The sequence below is a fragment of the Mucilaginibacter sp. genome (genome assembly GCF_965201005.1).
Taxonomy (GTDB): Bacteria; Bacteroidota; Bacteroidia; order Sphingobacteriales; family Sphingobacteriaceae; genus Mucilaginibacter_A.
This window is the reverse complement of sequence record NZ_OZ241747.1, coordinates 1,073,945-1,099,311: the sequence shown is the minus strand read 5'-3', so window position 1 is coordinate 1,099,311 and position 25,367 is coordinate 1,073,945. Positions and strand designations below refer to the sequence as shown.

Here is a 25,367-nt window from a genome sequence, read left to right as displayed (position 1 = left end):
AAACCTTAATTTTCAACTTTAATTTCAAGCTGAACAGCGTATATGGAAAGATTTACCGGACTGATAGGGATTGTGCTGATTTTTGCAATCGCTTTTTTATTGTCTAACAACCGGAAAGCAATTAATTACCGTGTTGTGCTGTCCGGTTTAGGCATTCAGCTGCTTTTGGCCCTGTTTATTTTGAAAACGCCGCTGGGCAAACATATTTTTTCCTGGCTCGGCGAAAAAGTTTCCCGCCTCCTGGATTTTTCTCACGAAGGTGCCGTTTTTGTATTTGGCCCGTTGACTGACCGTTTGTTTTTGAACAAAGCTTTCGGCACCAATGTCAACACCATCTTCTTTTTCAGCATTATCCCAACCATTATTTTCGTGGCCGTTTTGGTAAGTGCGGCTTATCATTTGGGCATTATGCAGCGCATTGTCAGGTGGGTTGCTATTGTGGTTTATAAAATAATGGGCGTTTCCGGTGCCGAAGCTTTATCCAACGTGGCCAGTACGTTTGTGGGCCAGGTGGAAGCACAAATCATGATCAAACCGTTTTTAAAAGGCATGACCATGTCTGAATTGCTGGCTTCCATGGCGGGCAGCATGGCTTGCATTGCCGGTGGCGTAATGGCGGTTTACATTTCTTTTGGTGTGCCTGCAGAGTATTTGCTTGCGGCCAGTATTATGGCTGCGCCGGGTGCTTTGGTTATCTCGAAAATAGTTTGGCCGGAAACCGAAATTTCTGAAACAAAAGGAAAAGTTTCGCTGGAAATTAAAAAAACTGATGCCAATCTGGTTGATGCCATTTCTCATGGTGCCAGCGATGGTTTAAAAGTTGGCTTAAACGTGATTGCTATGTTGATCGGTTTTATCGCCATTATTTCTTTGGTGGATTATCTGCTCGGGAAAGTTGGTTTTTTTATGGGGAACACGCTTCACGCAAACCTAAATTTTATTGGTATCGATCTAAAAACGCTGAGCCTGAAACAGATTTTAGGCACCATGTTTTCAGTTTTTGCCTGGGCGATGGGTGTTCCCGGCAAAGATGTACGCTCGGTTGGCTCGCTAATGGGCACAAAAATGGTACTGAATGAGTTTGTGGCTTACCTCGATCTGATCAAAATGAAAGCTGCTTTAACGCCAAAAGCATTGGTAATTGCCAGTTTCGCGCTTTGCGGATTTGCCAATTTCAGTTCAATTGCCATACAAGTTGGCGGTATCGGCGAGCTGGCCCCTTCGCGCAGGCACGATCTGGCAAAATTAGGGATGAAAGCCCTGGTTTGCGGTACGCTGGCTTCCTATTTGTCTGCCACAATTGCAGGTATTTTAATGTAGCTTTTAGCTTTGATTATACTTTTTATTGTTTCAACAGAAAGAAGAAATTTTCATCAAAATCTTTAGTTTCAGGATTCGTTCAAATCTTATTTAAGTTAGAATGCTTCTTTTACCACACCAAATTTCGTGAAGTATAGTTTGGTTTTTACGGACAGATTGTACCAGCCAGCAAAATTATAGTGCTAAAAGAAGCATCATGGTTTTTGCAGAAAATATTTCAAACAGATTTTGCAACTGTGTAAGTTCGGCAAGAACATTTGGCTGCATCTTTTTTATCCGGCATCAATTCAATTTTAACTTTTTTGAGCCTGTTTAAATTTTATCCGATCTATTTTGTATACTTCTTTTATCGGCATAAAATTGGAAAAGTAAGATTTATTGTCATAAAAGAAGTATTGTCAGCTTATCAATAAAAATTCAAACAGGCTCTGTATGTACCGCTCGTTGATTATCACACTATTTTAAAACACAATTTCAATCCCTGTGTTATCATCCATTATTTACATTAAACCTGGAAAACATGATTACGGACGACATAAAAGAAGTGTTAACAGACTTAAAAGATTCTGTATTAACTAACAACCCCAATGCCAACGTGGGCAAAACCGATCGCATTATTTCTGTTGGGACCGGAACATTTATTTTGTTTAAAGGGATCACCAATTTATTTTCCCATCCGCTTTTGGCTTTAACGGAACTGGGTGTTGGCGCAACTTTGCTACACCGCGGTGTAACCGGAAATTGCGAAATCAAAAAAATTATTGATGGTTCGGATGAAAACGAAGCAGCTGTAGCACACGCTTATTCTAACCCAGCTTCTTCTGTTTCTCAATTGTAATAGGATATTTTTTAATCAAAAGGGATATTTTCACATGAAAATATCCCTTTTTTTATGCGCTAAAAACAGCATCAGGTTCAGACGCATCAGAAGCAGAATAATATCAATGCAACCCTTATAATTTTCTTTTAAAATGAAAAAGAAGCATTAACTCAAATAATGCTTCTTTTATCGGTATAAATCCTGCTAAAAATTATAAAGCACCTTCTGCAAAGGTATTTCCCTGCCTGATGTCGCCGGTTTCGTAGCCTTTTTTAAACCAGTACATACGTTGTGCAGAAGTTCCGTGGGTAAAAGAATCCGGTGAAACATGGCCGGTTGCTTCCTGCTGCAAACGGTCATCACCAATGGCGTTTGCGGCAGTTAATGCTGATTGAATATCGCCTGGCTCGATCACACTTTGGTTGTCGCTGTTTTTCATCTGAGCTTCATAATGCGCCCAAACGCCTGCATAAAAATCAGCCTGCAACTCTAATTTAACAGACATTTTGTTGTAGTCCGTCTCGCTCATCTGCTGCCGCATCTGATCCATTTTATCCGAAACGCCAAGCAAATTTTGAACATGATGGCCAACTTCGTGCGCAATTACATAAGCTTTTGCAAAATCGCCGCTGGCATGAAATCGGTTACTCAGCTCATCAAAAAAACCAAAATCGAGGTAAACTTTATGATCGGCCGGACAATAAAACGGCCCGGTTGCCGAACTTGCCATGCCACAACCGGAAGCATCTACCTCCTTTTGAAAGTACACCAGTTTTGGTTTTTCAAAAGTTTTGCCCATATCAGCAAAAATTTTAGTCCAGACGGTGTCTACATCTTTTAAAATCACCCTCGAAAAACGCAAATTTGTGCTATCACTTTTACTTAAATGAGATGGCGAAACCTGTTGTGTGGTTTGTTGTTGCTGATTGCCGCCAACCTGGTTAAGCAATTGCGTTGGGTTGTAACCCGTAAACATATATATTACGAAACCAACAATGCCGATAATGCCGCCGCCAATGCCCAAACTCTGGCCACCGCCGCCACCTGATCCGCCATCTTCTACATCATTACTTTCTTCTCGTCCTTGCCAACGCATAATTTTATTATTTTAAAGTTTTGGAAATTTGCTAACAACAGTTTTTAATTCTGGTTTGGATTATTGCCGATGCTTCTTTTACCAGCCTAAATTTGGGGTGATAAAAACAGCATCCGTTTAACTGATCGTGATCTCACCGCGCAAACTGGTTTCCACCAAAGCAGCAATTTCTGCCGGATCATCATATCGGCCTAAAATATACATCAGTTTGGTCACCGCGGATTCAAAAGTCATGTCATAACCGCTCAAAACGCCCATGTCTTTCAGTTGCTTGCTGGTTTCGTACCGGCCCAATTCCACTGTGCCTACTTTACATTGCGAAATATCCAGGATAATTTTGCCTTTTCTAATCACTTTTTTCAGTGCTTTGATAAACCATTCGTCTGTTGTTGTATTTCCGGCACCAAAAGTTTCCATCACAAACGCTTTGGCATCCGCTTTTAAAATGCTTTCCACCGTTTTCTGACTGATGCCGGGGTATAATTTCAACACGGCAATATCGGCATACATGTTTTTATGTACCTGGAAAGGCTGATCTGTAGCCTTCAAAATAAAAGCTTCGTTAAAGCTGAGGTGGACGCCGGCTTCGGCCAAAACCGGATAATTGGGCGAACGGAAAGCTTCGAATTTTGACGAATTATATTTGAAAGAACGGTTGCCGCGGAAAAGCTGCGAATCAAAATAAATACAAACTTCGGGCACCAAAGCCTTGCCGTTTTTTTGGGAAGCGGCAATCTCCAGCGAAGTGATCAAATTTTCTTTTGCATCGGTACGTATCTGGCTGATAGGCAGTTGTGATCCGGTCAACACGACGGGTTTATTTAGTCCTTCCAGCATAAAACTCAATGCCGAAGCGGTAAAAGCCATCGTGTCCGAGCCGTGCAAAATCACAAAACCTTCGTAATCGTTGTAATTGATTTCGATAAGCGTTGCGATTTCCACCCAGGTTGCGGGTTTCATGTTGGATGAATCAATGATCGGCACAAAAGAATGAACCGTTAAACGGTAATCGAGCCGGGCCAGTTCAGGTACATTCAGGATGATCTGGTTAAAATCAAACGGACGGAGCATTTGCGTTGCCGGGTCGTTCACCATTCCAATGGTTCCGCCAGTATAGATGATGAGGATGTTCGTCATAATAAAGCGACTCGATAAAGCATTGATTTATATATAATTATACCCTAAATTCCGAAAATTTTTTCAGAATTCAGCGTAGTGGTTTCAGCTATTTTTTCTACCGATACCTGATGCAGATCAGCTATTTTTTGGGCAATATAAGTTAAATAAGCACTTTCGTTTTGTTTTCCGCGGAAAGGTACAGGCGGCAAATACGGCGAATCTGTTTCTAAAACCAAGTATTTTGGATCGATTTGCTGCACCACTTTATCCAAACCGGCATTTTTATACGTTACCACGCCGCCAATCCCCAAGAAAAAACCAAGTTCTATAATTTGATTTGCCTGCGTTAAATCTCCTGAAAAACAATGGAAAATACCACGCAGTTTTTCGTCATACTCTTCTTTCAGGATCGAAAAAACCTCGTTAAAAGCAGCACGGCAATGGATTACAATAGGTAGCGATGCTTCTTTTGCCCAGGTAATTTGCGCCCGGAAAGCCGCCTGCTGCTCGGCCAGCAAATCCTGCGCCCAGTACAAATCAATGCCGATTTCACCAACGGCATAATATTTCTGACCGCCCCAAATTACCTTGATTTCCTGCAGTTCCCTTTCCCAGTTTTTGGTAACGCTGCAAGGATGTAAACCCAGCATCGGGAAACAGTTTTGCGGATAATTTTGAACAAGATCCGCCACCATCGGCACCGAAGCGGCATCAACATTGGGCAAAAACAAGCGGCTAATCTGCTGATCAGTACAACGCTGCATCATGGCGTTTCGGGCAGCCGGGTCGGCCTCGTAATATAAATGTGTATGTGTATCGGTGAGTACCATCGTTTCAAAACTAAAAAAAATGCCTCCTGATGGTTACAGAAGGCACGTTTTGCTTATTTTTTCTTTTTTATTGAAACCGGCTTTTTGACCGGCTTTTTAGCAGATGCTTTTTTTACCGGTATTTTTTTGGTGGCCACAGGATGTTTGCCGGGTTTGATACTGAGCAACTCGACATCAAAAACCAGCGGACTGTATGGTGCAATATCTGGCCCAGACTGATTTCCGCCGTAAGCTAATTTTGAGGGAATAATCAGCCGCGCTTTTGAGCCTTGGTTCAGCAGTAAAAAACCTTCGTCCCAACCCGGAATCACCTGTCCGGATTTTACCACAAACTGAAGTGGCTCATACGGTCTTCCTGGTTGCAATACGCCTGCTTTCTGCGCCTCGTTTTGCAAATTGGTATCAAAAACTTTTCCTTCTAAAGTCCGCCCGATATAGTTCACCCGCAGCGTATCGCCGGGCAAAGGTTTTGGTTTGGCGGATGGCGTTAAAATTTGATAATACAAACCGGAAGGCGTAACTTTTGCTGCAGGCTTTAAAACGGCCACATATTTGGCAATACGCTGAGCTTCCTCCGCTTTCAGTTTTTCATTTCCTTCGGCAATTTTTGCTTCGGCCACTTTTCTTTCTGCAATGGCCTCATCCAAGGATTGTACTTTTTCAATTTTTAACAGATAAACAACTGATGAACCTTTGGCCATAAACGGCGGCCGCTGCTCTTCACGGTTTTTAAAAAGCGAATCAGACGGGACTGTGATGCGCACGCTGTCTTTTAACGCTAATTGCGGAAAAATATCCATCAGGTCATCCACCGATTGGGAAGCCTGCACCTGCGCCGTAAACGGTTTGCCACGCTGGTAGCTGCTCATCAAAACCGAGTCTTTTTCTGTTTTGATGGCGAGGTTAAATGTGATTACATCATTTAGTTTGATACGGTCGCCCGTGTGCGCATCAACAATTTGATAGCGTGCTCCTTTTGCAGTGGTTTTTACAGGGTTTTGTGCCCAAACGGGTCCGCAAAAAGCAAACAGGAAAACAGATAGGAAATAGCGAAATTTCATGTGGTTGAAAAAAGCCCCCGCTTTTGGCGGAGGCCGGATATTTTAGTTAATTATCTTGCTGCCGGGTTGGTTGGTGCCTGCGGCATTTGCATCGGCGGCATTGGTGGTTTTGGCGCATTTGGGTTTGGGTGGATGATATTTTTCACTTCTACCTCAAAAACCAATGGCGAAAACGGTGCAATCGGGCCATAGCCCTGCTCGCCGTAAGCCAGTGAAGACGGAATGATAAAAGTTACTTTTTCGCCTTTGTTCAGCAATTGCAAACCTTCGTCCCAACCGGGGATTACTGCTTTTTTACCAACCTCGATTTTGATTGGTGCATAAGGGCGCATTTTATCAAACATGTTGCTTTTTTGTGCCACCTCTTTAACGCTGGTGTCAAAAACTTTTTCTTTCGAATTCATCAACCGGCCGGTATAATCAACCACGGCAGTATCGCCGATTTCCAGTTTCGGGCCGCTGCCTACCTGCGTAATCACGTAGTTTAAGCCGGATGGCGTAGTGATCGGTTTCAGGTTTTTGTCAGCAATATATTTTTTGATTTTGATCGGTTCGGCAGCTTTGGCCTTGTCGGCTTCACCTTTAAAATACTGACCGATTTTTTCCTGAAAAGCTTTGTCGTCCAGCTTTCCTTTAGGCAAAACCTTTTCGATTTTAATAGTGTAGTTAAAGTATTTTCCTTTAAAACCCGGCGGCTTTGGCTGTCCGCTGTGCTTCATCAGCGTATCGGCATCAATCTTGATAACGGCACTGTCACCTTCGCTCAGCAACATCAAAGCATCATACAAATCGCCTTTGTACATCGGTTTGGCAACCAGCAATTGTGATGCGCGGCCTATATCATAAGTGTTTACCAGGTCAGAATCTTTATCTGTTTTGGCAATTACGTTTACGCTTATAAAATCGCCGGTTTTTATTTTTTCCCCGGGCACATCTTTAATAATTTTGTACAAAGTGCCGCTACTGCTTTTGGTAAAGCCGCCGTTGCAACCTGCAAAAGCCAGGGCCGCAAGGGTAAAAAAAATCAGGTTTTTCTTCATTTTTATTTTGTTAAAAGATTTTTATATTCAGGTAATAAAGTTTTAAATTGATGGACAACCTGCTCCAAAGTATCTTCTGACTGGCCGCCGGCCGCATTGCGGTGGCCGCCGCCATGAAAATAATTTTTGCAGATTTCATTAGCCGGAAACGTGCCGGTAGAACGCAGCGAAAGCTTGATCTTGTCTTTTCGCTCTACAATAAAAGCAGCCAAACGTATGCCATCTATCGACAAGGCATAATTCACAATCCCTTCTGTATCACCGGTATTACTGTCAAACTGCTTTAATTCTTTCTGGTTTACCGTAATCAGGGCTGTATTGTATTCATGCAAAACCTCCAGTTTGTTGCTCAGGCAATAACCCAGAAAACGCAGGCGGTTTTCACTGGAATGATTGTAAACCGCTTGATGGATTTCGGCATTATCAGCACCCAAATCAATCAGATCAGCCGTAATCCGGTGCACGTTGGAAGTAGTGTTTGGGAAACGGAACGATCCGGAATCTGTCATAATCCCGGTATATAAACACGTGGACACATCAGCATCGATGCTGTTTTTATCACCTAAAAGTTGGGCAATAAACTCATAAACCAGTTGTGCGGCAGAACAGGCGCGCGTGTCCCAATGGCGGAAATCATCAAAATTTTCCGGGTCAAGGTGATGATCGATCATGATCTTTTTAGCCGGTGAAGCCTGTACCAGTTCACCTAAACCATTGATGCGGGAAAGAGAATTAAAATCCAGACAAAAAATTAGATCTGCTTGCGCCACCAGCTGGGCGGATAATTCTTTTTTGTCTGTATAAATAATTACGTCCGCGTTTCCGGGCATCCAGGCCAGAAAATCAGGATAATCCGTAGGCGTAATTACCTGAACGTGATGCTGTTTCTGCCGGAGATAATGCCACAAACCAAGCGAAGAACCCAGCGCGTCACCATCTGGTTTATGGTGCGTGGTAATCACGATATTTTTGGGTTGGGCCAGGATTTCCTTCAGCTCAGCAAGGTTCAACATCTACAGTTTTAAAAACGGAATGCAAAGCTAAATAAATAAATGAATTACAGGTTCTCTAATTAAACTTGGTTTTCGGTTTCCTTACTAAAAACTTACTTTTGCCACAATTTACAAATCAACACTATGGAAACCAACAAAACTTTTACCATGATTAAGCCGGATGCGGTTGCCAGTCAGCACATTGGGGCAATTTTAAACAAAATAACCGAGGCCGGTTTTAAAATCGTGGCTTTAAAATATACGTCATTATCGCCGGAATTGGCCGGTAAATTTTACGCTGTTCATGCCGGGCGGCCGTTTTATAAAGATTTGGTCGGCTTTATGTCTTCCGGGCCGATTGTGGCCGCCATTTTAGAAAAAGATGATGCCGTTGCTTCTTTTCGCAAACTGATCGGTGCAACCAACCCGGCACAGGCAGAAGAAGGTACCATCCGTAAAGAATTTGCAGAATCCATCGAAAAGAATGCGGTCCACGGTTCTGATTCTGATGATAATGCCATGATTGAAGGCAACTTCTTTTTCTCTGCTTTCGAGAGATTTTAGCCGATAAAAGAAGCATCACACTAATTTAAAAAGCATCCGAATTGAAATGATTTGGATGCTTTTTTTATCTACCTAAATTTTACTTTTTCAGCCAGCCCATTTCTGTTCCGTCTTCCACCAGATAAAAATTTTCAAAACTGCCTAGCACGCTTACCGGCTTTCCGGCCGCCAGCACTAATTTTCTGGGCGATAACGTATCCGGCTGATCATAAATGGGTTGTCGTATTTTTAGCGTAAATTTCCGTAAAGGTTCATTCACTTCATCCACCGTTTTGCTGTTGATAAAACCCGTTTTTCCGTCGGGAAGTATTACTTTATAATAATTTCCGGTGGCCGCATCAACGTGCAAAATGGTGTTCTCGGGCAATGCTTCTTTTACACTACTTTTTTCGTTGGGCGATTCATACAATTTATTATTTTTACTTTCCGTCCGAACCGTTGCGTTCAGGTTTTTGGCTAAAGCCAGCACCGAGGCCGCTTTTTTGGTAACCGGTGCCACAAACGTGAGCGGGTTGACCGCGCCGCTATTGGTATAAATCCCGAAATGCAGATGCGAAGGCGTAGTGCGCGCGTTGCCGGTATTGCCCACCAAACCAATGGTATCGCCGATAGAAACACGCTGGCCGTTGTGCACCAACTGCGAATCCAGATGTGCGTAATATAACGTATAATCCGCATCGTCCGGATGGAGAAAAACCACTTTTCCGCCCAGTTTATTTTCGCCGGGCTGGGCAATCCCGTTTGCGGCGGCCAAGGCTGGCGTTCCTTTTTTGGCGAAAATATCAATGCCTTCATGTTTGCGGATCCCGGCATCCCGATCGGCACCAAAAAAACTGCCGATATTTGGTTTGCCGGATTCGGCCACCGGGAACGACAACGTCGGCCCGGATTGCACCGTCAGCGTGTATTCGCCGCTGCGCAATAATTCCGGCTGCAAACGAAGCAGGTAAGTACCGGTTTGTTTCACTTCCAGCACAAAAGGTTTGCCGGTGGTATCAGCCGAAACCAGCACACGGTTTAAGTTGGATTGCTGCCAAACATCTGCAAAAACATTGAAATTTTGCGCCGGGTTTTTGCTCAGGCTGATGTACAGCTTTTCGCCTCTTTTGGCTTCAAACTGATAGGTTGCGGCCTGAACCCGTTCGGCAGCAAAAAAACCGGTTTCTTTATACGGAATACTGATTTTCAATGCTTTACTTAAACTCTGATCGGCCGTTTGCAGCCAGGCAAGCCCCATTGCGGTTTGCTGTAGTCCGGCGGTTTTCAAGCGGTTTCCGTAGGTTTCGTGCGGAGACATTTTTTTAAACAATCCAGCAGGCCCAATGCTGTTGCACGAAAAAAAGGTGGCTAAAAACAGCATCGAAATAGTACTTCTATATTTTGAGCAGGTGATGCAATTCATAAACAAAGATATCTCCTCGTCCTAACTTGATAAACAGATGAATGTTTGTGTACTTTGTTCTTCTGCCAATACTTTATAAAAACCGGATTTGTAATTTAGCAGTTTTGCATCGCCATCAAATAACTTCGATGTAGATTCCTTCTACCGTCGGAATAACAGCACGTTGTTACCGCAATGACAACAGCGTAAAACAAAAAACGATACTGTTTTTACCGGCATAAAAACAGCATCGCCCATTCAAAGCAATCAAAAGGATTTCCTTAATAACGCTTCACACTGAAATCAGAAATGCCCCCTTTTAAATTAAGGTAGATTTTTTTTGGTGCCGCATCAAAACCGGCCGTTTGGTACTGGCCATCGTTTTTGGATTGAAAGCCTTCAAAATTTTTGGACGACAGGCCGGTTTTACTATTAATTTGGCAGGCTGCATTTTCGGGCACGCTGATGCTCACTTCGGAAACGCCGGTGGCAACTTCAACCGTGGTATTGCCGGCTGTGGGCTGGCCCAGCTTAAAATCCATGGAAGCGGCACCGCCTTTTACACGCAAATTCCTGATTTTAAACTTACTGAAATCCATGTCCAGCTTGCTTGCGCCTGCAGAAATATCCACGTTCCACTCCGGGTTTGGGTTGAGTTTGATGCTGGCTTTGTTGCCGTTATCGGTATCCCAATTCATGGAATGGCTGTTGTTTTTAGTGTTGAAGTTGATGGTTTTGCCAGAATCAGAAGCCGTGGTACTGAACAAAAACCGCCCGCCCATTTCCTGTGTAGAGGCGCTGAACAGATCATTTGTCGTGTCCTGCAAAACGTATGTTACGCCGCCGCCGCGGATGTTTAAGTTAGCCACTTTTACCTGCGGCGTATAAGGTTCATTGTAAGTGCCGCTGCTTTCTGTTTTCACCACGTTTTTATTGTCTGAACCATCTTCATCATCATTATTCTGATCGTTAAAAAAAGTATGGCCATTAAAATTGCGGTTCCAGAAATGATTGTCGGGCGGCATCACGCCACGATAAACCACCAGCGAAAACAGAGCTAAAAACACCAGCACTTTCACCGCCGCTGCCCCGTTGGAATTGTAATGCGGGAAAACAATGTTCACACCGGAAATGATCAGCAATATCGGCCATAAACCCAGCAAATTGCCCCAATGGAAACTGATTATGTTAAAATTGTTCAGTAAAAACAGTATGCCGATGCCCAGCAAAAACATACCGGTAAATAATCTGTCGCGTTTCATGGCTTATAAATCTTTGGGTTCGGCTGGGTTCATGCCAGACCATTCTTCCTTATCGTTTGGTTTTTCCGGTTCAACGGTTTTTGTTTTGGATTTGAAGATCAGTGCCAAACCAATCACCACCAGGATTACCGGCCAAAATTTTTCAAAATCAAACCAGTACGGGATAATATTTAACTGATCCAGCAGGAAGAAAACGCCCAGCAAAATCAATACTATTCCGCCTATTTGAGCTACATCTTTATTGTTTTTGAAGGATCTTTTGGTTTTGAAGGATTGAAACAGAGCGTTTTCGTTGTGCACCGTGTAATCCACCGTTGGATCATTAAAAACGCCCATTCTTTTCGGCATTACAATCCACAAAACAATGTAAACCAGCGTGCCGCCGCCATGATAAATCAGCGTAAGCACAAAAAGCAAACGAACGATTGTAACATCAATGCTGAAATAATCAGCCAGGCCAGCGCAAACACCGGCAATCACCTTCCGGGATTCGTCCCGGTACAATTTCTTTTCCATACTGTTTTTATCGGTTATTTTTCAAATTTCTCCTGTTGCGGTCTGGATAATCAGCTCATCAACATTAGCTCCTGCACTCATTTTCAGGCAATTAATTACAGCTTCGGCCACATCTTCCGGCAGTACAAATTTTTGGGGCGGAACCGTCGTCCCAGCCCAGGAATTTGTTAAAGTTGATCCTGGTAAGATAGCCGTTACTTTTACCTGATGCGCTTTCATTTCTTCCCGCATAACATGATTAAGACCCAGCTGCGCAAACTTTGTTACAGAATAACTGCCTGCATTTACAACAACGTTTTTAGAGGCCGCCGAACAGATATTAAAGATGTGGCCGGAGCGCGCTGCCATCAGTTTTTTACCGAAGTAACGATATAGCTCATAACCTGCTATCAGGTTTAAGTCGAGCTGTTTTTGCAAGGCATTTTCTGGTTCGTCTAAAATATTGCCCGGTAAAAACAGTCCGGCGTTGTTGACAATAACCTGAAACGGTCCGAGTTCCTGCTCTGCTTCCATAGCAAAACGGATGACATCTGCCCGCAAACTGCAATCGGCCACACTTATAAAAACTTTTATAGTTGGGTTGATGCGCAATAATGCTTCTTTTACCGATAATAAATCTTCCTTATTTCTGGAACATATTGCCAGGTTGATATTTTCTTTGGCAAGGGCTTTAGCAATTGCAAGGCCAATGCCTTTGGTGGCACCGGTTATGATCGAATTCATATTTTTAATTTATTGTTTTGAGTTTAAAATAATAAAAACAACTATTTTTACCCAATTGAATTTAAAAAAAAATGTTTACACCCTTAGGCAAGTATATCCTTTTATTAAAGTTGAGTTTTAAACGTCCCGAAAAATGGAAAATTTACTGGCAGCAAATTGCTACGCAAATGACCTATATCGGCGTTGAGTCTATTGGTCTGATTGCTATTATTTCTACTTTTATCGGTGCAGTAATGACGCTGCAAATCGCTTTCCAGTTAACAAGTGATCTGATCCCGAGAACAATTATCGGCCAGGTAAACCGGGATTCGAGTATCTTAGAACTCAGCCCAACTATTACTGCATTGGTTATGGCCGGTAAAATTGGTTCTTCTATTTCATCAGAGATTGGTACAATGCGCGTAACCGAGCAAATTGATGCTTTGGAAATCATGGGCATCAATTCTCCGGGTTACTTAATTTTGCCAAAAATTATTGCCGGTATTACAATGATGCCGGTTTTGGTTATCCTTGCCATGTTTTTAAGTATTTTGGGCGGCTATTTTGGTGGTTCATTATCCGGGGCAGTATCACCTGCAGATTATATTTTAGGCATTACTACTAACTTTAATTCTTATACCATTGTGGTAGCCTTGGTAAAAGCGGTTGTTTTTGGCTTTATAATTACAACTGTTGGGGCTTATAAAGGATTTTATGTAAACGGCGGTGCGGTAGAAGTTTCTCAGGCAAGTACAAGTGCGGTTGTGGTAACCTGTATTTCCATTTTAGCTTCAGATTACGCTGTTACACAAATGTTATTATGATCGAAGTTAAAAATATACGCAAGGTATTTGGAGATAACGAAGTTTTAAAAGATATATCCTGCACATTTGAAACCGGGAAAAACAACCTGATCATCGGTGGTTCCGGTTCCGGGAAAACTACTTTGCTTAAATGCATTGTTGGTTTGCACGAACCTACCGAAGGTTCTGTTTTGTACGACGGGCGGGATTTTACCAAGATGAGTTTTACCGAAAGGATAGACATCCGTAAAGAAATCGGGATGCTTTTTCAAAACTCAGCTTTGTTTGATTCACTTACCGTTCAGGATAATATCATGTTTGGCCTGAATATGTTTTCAGATCAATCTAAAAAAGAAAAATTAGACCGGGTAAATTTTTGCTTAGAACGGGTAAATTTAAAAGGCAACAACGATCTTTTTCCGGCAGAACTTTCCGGAGGGATGAAAAAACGGGTAGGTATTGCCCGTGCAATTGCCATGGAGCCCAAGTATTTGTTTTGTGATGAACCGAACTCTGGCCTCGACCCAAAAACATCTATCGTTATTGATGATTTGATTAAAGAAATTACCGACGAATTAAAAATTACAACTGTTGTTGTTACGCACGATATGAACTCGGTAATGGGCATTGGCGATAATATCCTCTTTCTGTACAACGGCGAAAAATGGTGGCAAGGCTCCAACAAAGAAATTGCCCATACCGATAATGCAGAATTAAACAGCTTTGTGTTTGCCAGCAAATTTATGGAAGCAGCAAAAGAGAAACTTTGAGTTGTAAGTTGTGGGTTATAAGTTTTAAGTTTTTACCGTACCAATAGTCCGCTCCTCGCATCTGATACCTCACTCCTGAATAATGATCCAACTCCTCACACCACAACACTGGAAAGATTACGAACTGATTGATTGCGGTGATTTTGAAAAATTGGAACGTTTTGGCAATATAATCCTGATCCGGCCGGAACCACAAGCCGTTTGGGCCAAAGCTTTACCGGAAAATGAGTGGCAAAAACAGCATCATATTAAATTTAAAGGCCGCTCGGCCACTTCCGGCGAATGGATGAAAAAGAGCCAATCCACGCCAGACCGCTGGCAGATTGAATATCAAAACCCGGAAGTGGACATCCGGTTGCGCATGGGTTTAACATCCTTTAAGCATGTGGGCGTTTTCCCGGAGCAGGCCGTAAACTGGGATTATATCTCCTCCAACATCAAAAAACTCAAAACACCTCAGCCTAAATTTTTAAATCTTTTTGCTTATACCGGCGCGGCATCGCTGATAGCAAGAGCGGCCGGTGCAGAAGTTACGCACGTAGATTCGATCAAACAGGTTGTAACCTGGGCAAACGAAAACATGCAGTTATCAAACCTCGATAATATTCGCTGGGTGGTGGAAGATGCGCTGAAATTTGTAAAAAGAGAGCTTAAAAGAAGCAATACTTATAATGGCATCATCCTGGACCCGCCCGCTTTTGGCCACGGCCCGAACGGCGAAAAATGGAAACTGGAAGATAATATCCTGGAGATGATGAACGATGTAGTGCAGTTGTTGGATCCGCAGGAACATTTTTTGATTTCGAACACTTACTCGCTTGGTTTTTCTTCGGTGATTGTAGAAAACCTGATCCGTGGTGCTTATCCACAAGCCCAAAACCTGGAAACCGGCGAACTTTATTTACAGGCAACTGCAGGCAGCAAATTGCCGTTGGGCGTGTTCGGGAAATTCAATAATCTATAATCAGCCTGAAAACATGATGCACCGGCAAAAAAAGCTGTTATGTTTGCGCCGGATGTTTTGCAGTTGATGAAACTGCATTTGTAAAAAAACCGTATCAGTATAAAATTTTAACGTTTTGTTAAAATCTAAACTTAATTGTTCAGTTGTAACATCACCAAAAACCGAAATGAACCTTAAACCTTTACTTTTTTCCCTGACATTTGCCGCTTCTTGCGTTATCTTGCTCACTAATTGCAGCGAAACCACAAAAGCGGGAAAAACCAACACTGCAACAGTTGCTTTAACAAAAAAAGATACTGTAGTTGCCAAGCCAGCCTTGCAGCCCGTAAACCCGCAAGAATATGATGCGCTGATGAAAAAGCTGGCCAACGGAGACACAACCGGGCATTTTCCGGTCAAAAATACACCTTATCCGTTAGCGGGCGCTATTTTTCCTTACAAACGTGTGGTAGCTTTTTATGGTAATTTGTATTCTAAAAAGATGGGGATTTTGGGTGAATTGCCACCAAACGAAATGCTGAAAAAGCTGGACGGCGAAGTAAAAAGCTGGGAAAAAGCCGATCCGACAACGCCTGTAATCCCGGCCCTGCATTATATTGCCGTGGTAGCGCAGGGCGATGGCGGCAAGGACGGCAAATTTCGTTACCGGATGCCTTTTAAACAAATCGATTCGGTTTTAGCTATGGCCAAAACCCGAAATGCTTTGGTTTTTATTGATGTACAAGTGGCATTGAGTAACATCCGTGCAGAATTGCCTTTGTTTGAAAAATATTTGAAAATGCCGAACGTTCATTTTGCCATGGACCCGGAATTTTCGATGAAAACAGGTGCCCGGCCCGGAAGCAAAATCGGCACTTATGATGCGGATGATGTAAATTTTGCCTCTGATTATTTAGCCAAATTAGTGAAAGCCAATAACCTGCCGCCAAAAATTTTGGTTTTGCACCGTTTCACCAAAAATATGGTTACCAATTACAAAAACATTAAATTACACCCGGAAGTACAGTTTGTAATGGACATGGACGGCTGGGGCGAGCCGGAACTGAAAAAAGGCACTTACCGCAACCACATTTTTGCAGAACCTGTGCAGTTTACAGGTTTCAAACTTTTCTATAAAAACGATCTGAAAAAAGCACCGCACCATATGATGACGCCTGCGGAAGTTTTAGCTTTAAAACCTAAGCCGATTTATATCCAGTATCAGTAAAACGCTGATTTTTAGGTGATAAAAGAAGCATTTGTTTAAAAGCAGGTGCTTCTTTTTGTATATTCATTCATAAAACCTAAGTTTATAACAAAGATGTTAATTCAAATTCCAGACGAGGAAGTTAATTACATTTCTGAACAGATGGGTAAAAAAGGCGGTTGAATTGTTAAAACGAACTACATTTAAAAAGCAATGAAGCAAATGGCTTAACCTGGGCATATTTGATTGATGAACAGAAACAAGAAGTTTTGTTAACTTATGAAGAATCTTAAAACGAAGAAAATCTGGTTGATGCAAAAGCTATTTTTAAAAATTTTGAATGAAGGTTCTTAGTTGAGAAAACACTTTCTATATAAATTAATCGGCCGCCATAATAAGTATGAAAAAAGAATTAATTGTTTTAACACTTTTTTTATCCAATATTTTTTATTGCTATTCAAATACTGTTTCGTTTCCTACAATAAATAATTTTATAAGTAATAGTTATAAGGATACTACTTTTATATTGAAGGAAAAAGATTCTTCCTATTATCATAAAATTTATATTGAAAAAAACAGAAAATCTAACTATTATAAGCTTTTAACAAATTTTAAATTTAGTAAGGGTGATTTAGAATTTATAAATGAATATTACAAGTTATTCAAAAAAAGATCTGCACCAGTAAAGAAATTCAATCTTCAAAATATTGTAAAAGAGTGGTTACCACTTTACAAATACAAAGACAAATATTACTTGTATGCTCCATCTGATTGGGGAAACAGAAAAATGATCACGAATTCTTTATTGTTTTATTGGTATCTCGATGGCCCATATCCTTGTATATTAACTTCTTTTTCCAAAATCAATCTAAATCATTATAAACTTACAAGTAAAGATTTTTTTGATAACAGTGATGTTTATGTAAAACCAGCAAAACTAAGTATTTATATTATTGATCTTAAAAAGAACATTAGCGTTTGGAAATATTGGAATAAAAAAGGAGAATATCGATATGGATTATTTGTATCGAAAGAACATGCTAAAGCTTTTGATATTGTTGTTAACTACTGTAAAGAAAGCAAAGTACCCGAATTTGATTTTGATAAAATTGATTTCAAAAAGCTACTCAACGAAAAGTAATCAAGCCAACACTTCTTTTATCACCCAAATTTCCTTAAACATAGATTAACACCTTTCAGCTTTTTTGATAGCTTTGAAATTTGGTAGGAACAGCCATTAACATACTGTTTTTACCGCATAAAATTTCGACTCTAACATGCTGACTGTAGAAAAAATCGGGGGCACTTCCATGACGGCCTTGCACGATGTGCTCAAAAATATCATCTTTTTTAACCGTAGCGGCGATGAATTGTATAACCGCATTTTTGTAGTTTCTGCCTTTTCCGGTGTAACCAATTTATTATTGGAAAACAAGAAAACAGGTGCACCGGGCGTGTACCACCTGATCGCCAATTATCAGGATTTTCATTCGGCTTTAAACGATTTGATTGTTCAACTGCAAAACCTCAACAAAAACTATGTTGATTTAGGTTTGGATTTGGCCGCTGCAGATCAGTTTATCGAAAAACGCGTTCGTGATGCACAAAATTACCTCGAAAACCTGGTAAATATCCTGGCTTCGGGTTATGTAAGCCAGGAAGGGATTTTGCAGGCCGCGCGCGAAATCCTGGCTTCCATCGGCGAAACGCATTCGGCTTTTAACTTCACCAACATCCTGCAAGATAAAGGCATCAACGCCATTTGTATTGATTTGAGCGGTTTCGACGATCATCAATCGTACACAATAGATCAGCGGATAAAAGAAGCATTTAAAAATATTGATTTCGGCAAAACCATTTGTATTGTTACCGGCTACGCCAAAGGCACGGAAGGTATTATGCGCGAATTTGACCGTGGTTATTCTGAAGTCACGTTCAGCAAAATTGCCGTTGCCGTTAAGCCGCAGGAAGCGATCATCCACAAAGAATACCATTTGTGCACGGCCGACCCGATGCTGGTTGGTTTAGAACATTGCAAACCGGTTGGCTTTACCAATTATGACGTGGCCGATCAGCTGGCGGACGTAGGCATGGAAGCAATTCACCCAAAAGCTTCTAAACCTTTGGAAATCAACAATATCAATCTCCGTATAAAAAATACTTTTGAACCCGAACATCCCGGAACGCTGATTACGCAGGATTATATTTCCGGAGAAAAACGCGTGGAAGTGATAACCGGCACCGAAAAAGTGCTGATCATTGATATTTATGATCCGCTGATGGTGGGCAACGTGGGTTCGGATTTGCAGATTATGCAGGTTTTTTTTGGCCACGGTGTGAGTTACAGCTTTAAAGCAACCAGTGCAAACAGTATTTCGGTAGTGATTTGGGAAAAAGATTTCAAGCAAAAACTTATTGATGAACTGGAAGAAAAGTTTGAAAAAGTTACGGTAGAAAAAGCGGCCATGGTTTGCATCATCGGCTCTAATATCGATCAGCCGGGTTTGCTGGCCCGTTCGGCCACGGGTTTGGCCAATGAAGGCATCAACATCAAAAGCTGCGGGTTTTCGTTACGGAAGGTAAATATCCAATTTGTGGTAGCGCGCGAAGATTTTGCAAAATCCATCATCGCCTTAAACAAAGCCATGTTTTTTTAGGGGATAAAAACAGTATTTGCAAATAGATTTGTAATTGAAATTATGCTAACTTTATTAAAGATAAAATTGAAATTATGGCAGATGTAAGATTATCGATCAACCAGTCATTTATGGATGACCTGAGCAGTAAAACCGGTGTTGAGGTCCCTTCGCAATTAACGGCGGATGCGTTGACGTTGTTCAATTGGGCGGTATCTGAAGCCAAGAAAGGAAGGATTTTGGTCAGCGTTGATCAGGATGGGCAAAACCCGGTAAAATACATTACCCCAACATTAGAACGCTTGAAACAAACCGCTTAATTATGGCCGATGGATCAATAAACGGTGTAAAACCGGTTATTAATTTGCAGGAAGCAGCAGAGTTTGATACCTCTAAAATAAACCTGCCCAAGGTTGATGCCCTGCCGCCGTTGCCTAAAGTCGGGTTCAAACTATCGCTGTTTTTACTCAGCATTATTTCTGTTTTCCTGCTGTTTTTGATTTTATATATGCTTTTTGTGAAAACAGATGCATCGGCACAAATTACAGTTCCGGCGCAGGCAAACATTGCAGACAGCACTTTCAGCAAAAAACTTAGTATTATCAAAGTTTTACAGGAAGAGAAAAAGGCCTCCAGGGATTTTGTGCTACAAATAAGCCAGATGGTGCTGCTCAATCTGCTTCTGCCTATATTAACGGCTGTTTTGGGCTATATTTTCGGTTCGCGGAGTGATTCAAAAACTGCCTGATTTTTACCCCATAAAAACAGCATCAAAACAAAGGCAATTGCCCCTTCCCTTTTATCTCTACTTCATCCGGGTTGGTAATTTCCAGTTCGATTTTTTTGGCTGGAGAAGTTTGTTTTTCTTCTTTCTGCGGCAATTCTTTTTCTGCCGCTTCTGATTGGTGTTCTTCGGAAATCACTTCTTTCAACGAAACATCTGCCACCGGATCAGGCACATCTTCCTCATCATCGTGCTCCGCAATCAATTCGATATTTTTAATTTCATGTGGGGAAAGCCGGTTTCCCTGCGCTTTAATGCCTTTTACATCGATCAGATCGGCCAGGTTCAGTTCGGTAGTTTCCGGCAGATGGTTTTTTCCTTTGGATAGTTCAACCTTAATTACCGGCTGTGAAGCACCGGAAATCAGGATCATTTTAGAACCATGTTCTTCACTTATTAAACTGACCGGTTTGTTCAAAACCAGACTTTCAAATGTAAAACGTTTTACAAAATAGTTTTTCAGTTTGCCTTCAAAATGTACAACGGTATAAATCTGGTCCGGGTTAAATTTCTCAATCCGTATCATTTTATCCTCGAAATGATTGGTCAGGTCAAAGCTTGTGATCTCGCAAACGCCGTTGCCCAGCACTTTCAGGATTTTATCTTCCCCGTCAAATTCGCCCAAAAACATACCGCGATGATCCACATTTAAACGTTTCAAAACTTCATCGTACCAAATTTTCCTTCCGGCCAAAGTAGAAATGCCTTTTGTTTTGAGCGTGATTTTTTTGACAGGATATTTGGTCACCACATTGCCCTGCGAACTTCGGCCTTTGATCACCACTTCTGCAAAATCCAGGTCAAAAGTCAGTTTTTTGAGCTTGGAATGCGGTTTTAACTGCACGTTTACCACTTCCGCCTCACCATTTGGGTTATGGGTGAAGTAAAGCGTTTTCGTGCCTTTTGTGCCTTTGGTCATATCATATTCTTTATCACGCGTAATACCCTGCACAAAAAAACGTTTGATAAAAGCAGTACCGGTTTCGCCGTCTTTGTAAATATAATTGTAAACCGTGCGCTCATCATTTTTTTTGAAGATGGCCGCGTGCATAATGTCTTTTCCTACAAAAACTTTTTCCTGCACTTTGGTCACCAAAAATTTGCCGTCTTCCCGGAAAACAATCAGCTCGTCCAAATCTGAGCAATCGCCTACAAATTCATCTTTTTTTAAGGCCGTCCCTATAAAACCATCTTCCCGGTTCATGTAGATTTTAACGTTGGCCAAGGCCACCTGTGCAGCTTCAACCTTATCAAAAATGCGAAGTTCGGTTTTACGTTCGCGGCCTTTGCCAAATTTTTCTTTTAGTTTGAGAAACCAGTCGATGGCATATTCCGTCAGTTGCTTCAGGTGTTTGTTTACCTCTTTGATCTCGTTTTCAAGTGATTTCATCTGCTCATCCGCTTTTTTTACATCAAAACGGGTGATGCTGCTCATCGGTTTATCAATCAGCTTTTTGAAATCTTCCGGCTCAATCGGCCTGTAAAATTGTGGCATAAAAGGGGCAAAAAGCTTGTTCAGCACTTTTACAACCGCTTCAAAATTGCCCGAGCTTTCATAATCCGGATTTTTGTACATCCCGTTCTGGATAAAAATTTTCAGCAGCGAACTGAAAAAAATCTTCTCTTTCAGTTCTGCCAGCCTGATTTCCAGTTCCTGTTTCAATAATTCCCTGGTAAAAAGAGTACTCTCGGTCAGGATGTCGTTCACACTCATAAAGTGCGGCTTGTTTTCCTTGATGACGCAGGTGTTTGGTGAGACGGAAACTTCGCAATCCGTAAAAGCATACAGCGCATCAATGGTAACATCGGGCGAAATCCCGGGGGCCAAATGGATGATTATTTCTACATCTTTGGCCGTATTGTCTTCAATTTTTTTAATGCGGATTTTGCCTTTGTCGTTGGCCGCAATCACGCTGTCGATCAAACTTCCGGTTGTGGTAGAAAACGGGACTTCGGTGATGGCAAGCGTTTTTTTGTCCCGTTCTTCAATTTTAGCCCGGATACGGATTTTTCCGCCGCGCTGACCTTCGTTATAAGCTGAGCAATCTGCCAAACCGCCCGTTGGAAAATCCGGCAATAAATCCGGACGTTTTCCTTTTAATATTTCGATGGAAGCATTTAGCAGTTCGATAAAATTATGCGGCATCACTTTGGTGGCCAAACCAACCGCAATACCTTCTGCACCTTGCGCCAATAAAAGTGGAAATTTTACGGGCAGCGTTACCGGTTCTTTGTTCCGGCCATCATAACTGGATTGCCATTCGGTTGTGTCGGGATTAAAAACAACATCCAACGCAAATTTGGACAAGCGCGCCTCAATATATCGCGGTGCCGCAGCAGAATCGCCCGTAACCGGATCGCCCCAGTTTCCCTGGCAATCAATCAGTAGGCTTTTCTGGCCAATCTGCACCATCGCATCGCCGATGGAAGCATCGCCGTGCGGATGGTATTTCATTGTGTTGCCAATTACATTGGCGGCTTTGTTAAAACGGCCATCGTCCATTTCTTTCAAAGAATGCAGGATGCGGCGCTGCACGGGTTTTAAACCGTCGTGGATATGTGGTACGGCCCGATCAAGGATTACATAAGAAGCATAATCCAGAAACCAGTTTTCGTACAAACCCGAAAGGGAAGTAATGTTTGAAAGTTGTTCGTTTTGCTGACTTAAATCGTCATTCATTTGGTATTGGCTAAAGGATACAAATATAAGATATAGTAATAAATTTAGCTTGATACAATATCCTAAAATGCTATTAAAATTAGATTTTATATGGCTAAAAACAGTATTATAATTTAACAAAAAATTAATATGGATTTTTGTAAAAAATACAAGTTTGTAGTATCTACATATCAAAACAACCACAAAAAGTTAAATTTAAACAACATGAAAACTTATTAAAAAATAATACGATTTTTTTGTAACGCAGCAATACCCAACAGCGTCTATACATCAAAACAACCACAAAAACTTAAATTTAAAATACTATGAAAACTTTAAAAACTATCTTCATTGCTTTACTGGTTACTTTAACTTTTACTGCTGCAAAAGCAAACACGCCAAACCTGAAAGAAAGGTTAACGATGCGTTATGCAATCAACACATATGTTGATGCTTTTACACATGGAAAAACTGCCGGATTGGCTGAAATCATTGATGACAATGCCAAGTTTTCTCATAACCGCGGACAACAAGTAATTAGTTTCAGCAAAAATCAAATATTGCAAAGCCTTGAAAGTGAGCAATATGTAGAACAAAATTGCACAACTACCACAAAAATTATTGAAAGTGCCACCAACCTGGTTGTGTACAAAGTACAAATGAAATATCAAAACTTTTCACGTACTAATTATGTAACCATGACGGATACCGGTAATGGTTGGAAAATTACAAATGTTGCAAGTGTGTTTAGTTAATTAGATTTTTTACCTGATAAAAGAAGCATCCAAGTTTGTATGCTTGGATGCTTCTTTTACGGTAGTTATAACTATTTATTACAGAAATGATAGTTATAATTTATTTCTTATATTTACACCATGGCATCTGTAAGCATTACGCAATTGTATTAACTTTTAAATGAAAAAGTGGGCAAAGAAACTGCTGAAAATTTAACAGGGTACATAGAAAGTAGGATTAAAGACGAATTTGAAAGAAATTCTGAATTATTAGCTACTAAACAAGATTTGGCAAAACTTGAAACCAAGTTAACAGAAAAGTTCCTTGAAGGTAAAGCTGATACAATTAAGTGGATGTTTGTTTTTTGGATTGGTCAAATTGTTGCAACGTTCGGCTTTATTTTGCTTTTTTTAAAAAAGTAGTCTTCAAAAGCAAATTTTACAACTCCAACACAACTACCGGATCAGGATCTTCTGCCGTTGGTTGCACAACCGGAACGATCCAAGTTTTATTTTTTAAGATTACTTTTACACGTTGTTTGGTTTTTAACAGATATGCCTTTTTTATATGCTTAAAAGAAGCATCCGCCAAAGTAATATTTTTGCCAACAGGATTTAAAGGATGGACATAAATTTTATTAGCATTTTGCGTTAAACAACCCCAATTTTGCGGCAGCAAATATCCGGCTTTGGTATTGTAAATACTTTCGCCATAAGTTTTTAACCAATTGCCCATCCAACTGATCCGTTCTTTAAACTCCGGCTGGATTTCGCCGTTTGGCATCGGTCCGATATTCAACAATAAATTGCCGCCGTTTCCGGCTGATCTTACTAAAAGATTGACAATTTGAGCCGGTGTTTTGTAAGTGGTATCCGTTAAATTAAAACCCCAACTGTTATTAATAGTAGCGCAAGTTTCCAGCGGAAGATTGGATATTTTCTGAAAACTTAATCCGTTTGTATTTTCGCCAGGCAAATCCTGCTCAAACATCTGGAAATCTTCTCCGGCTAAAGGCGTCATGTGGTGATTATTGCCGATCAAACACTGCGGCTGTAATTTATGGATCAGATCATAAATTTCCCGCATGTGCCAGTCCGCTCGTGTCGCATTGTCTTTTCTATCCTTACTTTCCGCATCCATTTGGTCCCAATAACCATCAAACCAAATCCCGCCAATTTCGCCGTAATTCGTCAGCAATTCGGTCAGCTGGTTTTTCATAAATTGAATATACTCATTCCAATCACCATGCTTTGTTCGTCCGGTTCCTTTACCGGTTCGTCCAGTCCAATACTGATAATCATCTCTGCGCCAGTCTAATAAAGAATAATATAAAAAAAGTTTGATGCCCTGCTTGTGGCATTCATCCGCCATTTGCTTAACAATATCCTTTTTATAAGGCGTTTGCATAATGTTAAAATCCGAATATTTGGTATTCCACATGCTGAAACCATCATGGTGGCGCGTGATTAGCGTAATGTATTTCATGCCACCGTTTTTGGCCATCGAAACCCATTGAGCCGCATTAAAATCAATCGGGTTGAAAAATCTTTCCAGCCGCGTATAATTTTTCACGGTGATGTTGCGGTTGTTCATCACCCATTCGCCATCTCCGGGAATACTAAACGGCCCCCAATGGATAAACAAACCGTATTTATTGTTGCTGAACCAGTTACGTGCTTCCAGGTTTTGTTTGGTGGGAACATAACCTGCTGTTTGCGCCCGAAGTGAAATTGCCAAAAGCAAAATCAATAACGTACTAAAATATTTTTTCATTTTGGGTTGAAAGTTTATTAAAGATACAATTATCAACGCTTCTTTTAGGGCATAAATTTTAGTGAGTTGTGATTTTTAGGTGATAAAAGAAGTATAGTTCGGCAGGATGAAAATTTACATCTTTAAAGATCAACACAAACCAGCAAGATTATAAAAACCTTGCTGGTTCAAAATCAATCATCAATACTTCTTTTATAAAACAAATATTAACGGGTTAGATAGATTTCAGTTCCATCAAAGCACTGTTCCTTAATAATATACAGGCCGTTGCTTTTGAGGAATTTCTGCTTACAATTCCTTTTGTTTCTACTCGCTTATACATCAAACTAACTTAAGTTAATCAGCTTATCGAAT

The 25,367-nt window shown here is 41.1% G+C and carries 25 protein-coding genes; 13 read left to right on the top strand and 12 right to left on the bottom strand.

Going from position 1 to position 25,367, the window contains the following annotated elements:
* Window positions 1-42 precede the first annotated feature (42 nt).
* Together ACOFKR_RS05055 and ACOFKR_RS05050 are read left to right on the top strand one after the other, a co-directional pair.
* Complete coding sequence (locus ACOFKR_RS05055) at window positions 43-1,320, top strand: NupC/NupG family nucleoside CNT transporter (protein ID WP_419802932.1); 1,278 nt, start codon at window positions 43-45, stop codon at window positions 1,318-1,320.
* 520 nt (window positions 1,321-1,840) lie between these two features.
* On the top strand, window positions 1,841-2,158 hold the full coding sequence (locus tag ACOFKR_RS05050) for a YgaP family membrane protein (protein ID WP_419802931.1): 318 nt from the start codon (window positions 1,841-1,843) through the stop codon (window positions 2,156-2,158).
* 193 nt (window positions 2,159-2,351) lie between these two features.
* Here ACOFKR_RS05050 and ACOFKR_RS05045 read toward each other — a convergent pair whose 3' ends face one another.
* From ACOFKR_RS05045 to ACOFKR_RS05020, 6 genes are all read right to left on the bottom strand, one after another.
* On the bottom strand, window positions 2,352-3,236 hold the full coding sequence (locus ACOFKR_RS05045) for a neutral zinc metallopeptidase (RefSeq protein ID WP_419802930.1): 885 nt from the start codon (window positions 3,234-3,236) through the stop codon (window positions 2,352-2,354).
* Window positions 3,237-3,353: 117 nt separating this feature from the next.
* Window positions 3,354-4,373, bottom strand: a complete 1,020-nt coding sequence (locus ACOFKR_RS05040; RefSeq protein ID WP_419802929.1) for an asparaginase — start codon at window positions 4,371-4,373, stop codon at window positions 3,354-3,356.
* Window positions 4,374-4,417: 44 nt separating this feature from the next.
* Entirely contained in the window at window positions 4,418-5,185 is a 768-nt protein-coding gene (locus ACOFKR_RS05035; RefSeq protein ID WP_419802928.1) for a TatD family hydrolase, read from the bottom strand.
* A gap of 53 nt (window positions 5,186-5,238) precedes the next feature.
* Window positions 5,239-6,246, bottom strand: coding sequence for an FKBP-type peptidyl-prolyl cis-trans isomerase (locus tag ACOFKR_RS05030; protein WP_419802927.1), 1,008 nt, complete (start codon window positions 6,244-6,246; stop codon window positions 5,239-5,241).
* Between the two features lie 50 nt (window positions 6,247-6,296).
* Window positions 6,297-7,286: an FKBP-type peptidyl-prolyl cis-trans isomerase gene (locus ACOFKR_RS05025; protein WP_419802926.1), complete on the bottom strand. Its 990-nt coding sequence runs from the start codon at window positions 7,284-7,286 to the stop codon at window positions 6,297-6,299.
* Window positions 7,287-7,288: 2 nt separating this feature from the next.
* Entirely contained in the window at window positions 7,289-8,299 is a 1,011-nt protein-coding gene (locus ACOFKR_RS05020) for a DHH family phosphoesterase (protein WP_419802925.1), read from the bottom strand.
* Window positions 8,300-8,422: 123 nt separating this feature from the next.
* On the opposite strand from ACOFKR_RS05020, the gene ACOFKR_RS05015 reads away from it, so the two are divergent.
* Complete coding sequence (locus ACOFKR_RS05015; protein WP_419802924.1) at window positions 8,423-8,842, top strand: nucleoside-diphosphate kinase; 420 nt, start codon at window positions 8,423-8,425, stop codon at window positions 8,840-8,842.
* Between the two features lie 79 nt (window positions 8,843-8,921).
* Here ACOFKR_RS05015 and ACOFKR_RS05010 read toward each other — a convergent pair whose 3' ends face one another.
* From ACOFKR_RS05010 to ACOFKR_RS04995, 4 genes are all read right to left on the bottom strand, one after another.
* Window positions 8,922-10,139 (bottom strand): peptidoglycan DD-metalloendopeptidase family protein, encoded by a 1,218-nt coding sequence (locus tag ACOFKR_RS05010; protein WP_419802923.1) that lies wholly within the window; start codon window positions 10,137-10,139, stop codon window positions 8,922-8,924.
* Window positions 10,140-10,504: 365 nt separating this feature from the next.
* On the bottom strand, window positions 10,505-11,485 hold the full coding sequence (locus tag ACOFKR_RS05005; RefSeq protein WP_419802922.1) for a LiaF transmembrane domain-containing protein: 981 nt from the start codon (window positions 11,483-11,485) through the stop codon (window positions 10,505-10,507).
* Between the two features lie 3 nt (window positions 11,486-11,488).
* On the bottom strand, window positions 11,489-12,001 hold the full coding sequence (locus tag ACOFKR_RS05000) for a PspC domain-containing protein (protein WP_419802921.1): 513 nt from the start codon (window positions 11,999-12,001) through the stop codon (window positions 11,489-11,491).
* A 21-nt stretch (window positions 12,002-12,022) separates the two neighbouring features.
* Window positions 12,023-12,724 carry an SDR family oxidoreductase gene (locus ACOFKR_RS04995; protein ID WP_419802920.1) on the bottom strand — a complete coding sequence of 234 codons (702 nt, stop codon included), beginning with the start codon at window positions 12,722-12,724 and terminating at the stop codon, window positions 12,023-12,025.
* 71 nt (window positions 12,725-12,795) lie between these two features.
* Here ACOFKR_RS04995 and ACOFKR_RS04990 point away from each other — a divergent pair, with 71 nt between their 5' ends.
* The 8 genes from ACOFKR_RS04990 to ACOFKR_RS04955 all read left to right on the top strand — a co-directional run bounded on the left by ACOFKR_RS04990 (window position 12,796) and on the right by ACOFKR_RS04955 (window position 19,810).
* On the top strand, window positions 12,796-13,527 hold the full coding sequence (locus ACOFKR_RS04990) for an MlaE family ABC transporter permease (protein WP_419802919.1): 732 nt from the start codon (window positions 12,796-12,798) through the stop codon (window positions 13,525-13,527).
* A complete protein-coding gene (locus ACOFKR_RS04985) occupies window positions 13,524-14,276 on the top strand; it encodes an ABC transporter ATP-binding protein (protein ID WP_419802918.1) in 753 nt (250 codons plus the stop codon). The genes ACOFKR_RS04990 and ACOFKR_RS04985 overlap by 4 nt, the downstream gene beginning before the upstream one ends.
* A gap of 82 nt (window positions 14,277-14,358) precedes the next feature.
* The gene (locus tag ACOFKR_RS04980; protein ID WP_419802917.1) at window positions 14,359-15,240 is read left to right on the top strand and encodes a class I SAM-dependent methyltransferase; all 882 of its coding nucleotides are present in this window, start codon (window positions 14,359-14,361) and stop codon (window positions 15,238-15,240) included.
* Window positions 15,241-15,406: 166 nt separating this feature from the next.
* Window positions 15,407-16,447 carry a hypothetical protein gene (locus ACOFKR_RS04975; RefSeq protein WP_419802916.1) on the top strand — a complete coding sequence of 347 codons (1,041 nt, stop codon included), beginning with the start codon at window positions 15,407-15,409 and terminating at the stop codon, window positions 16,445-16,447.
* A gap of 379 nt (window positions 16,448-16,826) precedes the next feature.
* On the top strand, window positions 16,827-17,567 hold the full coding sequence (locus ACOFKR_RS04970) for a hypothetical protein (RefSeq protein WP_419802915.1): 741 nt from the start codon (window positions 16,827-16,829) through the stop codon (window positions 17,565-17,567).
* A 136-nt stretch (window positions 17,568-17,703) separates the two neighbouring features.
* Window positions 17,704-19,083: an aspartate kinase gene (locus ACOFKR_RS04965; protein ID WP_419802914.1), complete on the top strand. Its 1,380-nt coding sequence runs from the start codon at window positions 17,704-17,706 to the stop codon at window positions 19,081-19,083.
* A 74-nt stretch (window positions 19,084-19,157) separates the two neighbouring features.
* Window positions 19,158-19,382, top strand: a complete 225-nt coding sequence (locus ACOFKR_RS04960; RefSeq protein WP_419802913.1) for a hypothetical protein — start codon at window positions 19,158-19,160, stop codon at window positions 19,380-19,382.
* A gap of 2 nt (window positions 19,383-19,384) precedes the next feature.
* Window positions 19,385-19,810 carry a hypothetical protein gene (locus tag ACOFKR_RS04955; RefSeq protein WP_419802912.1) on the top strand — a complete coding sequence of 142 codons (426 nt, stop codon included), beginning with the start codon at window positions 19,385-19,387 and terminating at the stop codon, window positions 19,808-19,810.
* Window positions 19,811-19,832: 22 nt separating this feature from the next.
* Here the strand turns inward: ACOFKR_RS04955 and ACOFKR_RS04950 are convergent, their stop codons facing one another.
* Complete coding sequence (locus ACOFKR_RS04950; protein WP_419802911.1) at window positions 19,833-22,526, bottom strand: DNA gyrase/topoisomerase IV subunit A; 2,694 nt, start codon at window positions 22,524-22,526, stop codon at window positions 19,833-19,835.
* A gap of 305 nt (window positions 22,527-22,831) precedes the next feature.
* Here ACOFKR_RS04950 and ACOFKR_RS04945 point away from each other — a divergent pair, with 305 nt between their 5' ends.
* On the top strand, window positions 22,832-23,260 hold the full coding sequence (locus tag ACOFKR_RS04945) for a nuclear transport factor 2 family protein (protein WP_419802910.1): 429 nt from the start codon (window positions 22,832-22,834) through the stop codon (window positions 23,258-23,260).
* A gap of 168 nt (window positions 23,261-23,428) precedes the next feature.
* On the top strand, window positions 23,429-23,662 hold the full coding sequence (locus tag ACOFKR_RS04940) for a hypothetical protein (protein WP_419802909.1): 234 nt from the start codon (window positions 23,429-23,431) through the stop codon (window positions 23,660-23,662).
* 16 nt (window positions 23,663-23,678) lie between these two features.
* On the opposite strand, the gene ACOFKR_RS04935 is transcribed toward ACOFKR_RS04940, so the two are convergent.
* Window positions 23,679-25,013, bottom strand: coding sequence for an alpha-L-fucosidase (locus ACOFKR_RS04935; protein ID WP_419802908.1), 1,335 nt, complete (start codon window positions 25,011-25,013; stop codon window positions 23,679-23,681).
* Between the last annotated feature and the right edge of the window lie 354 nt (window positions 25,014-25,367).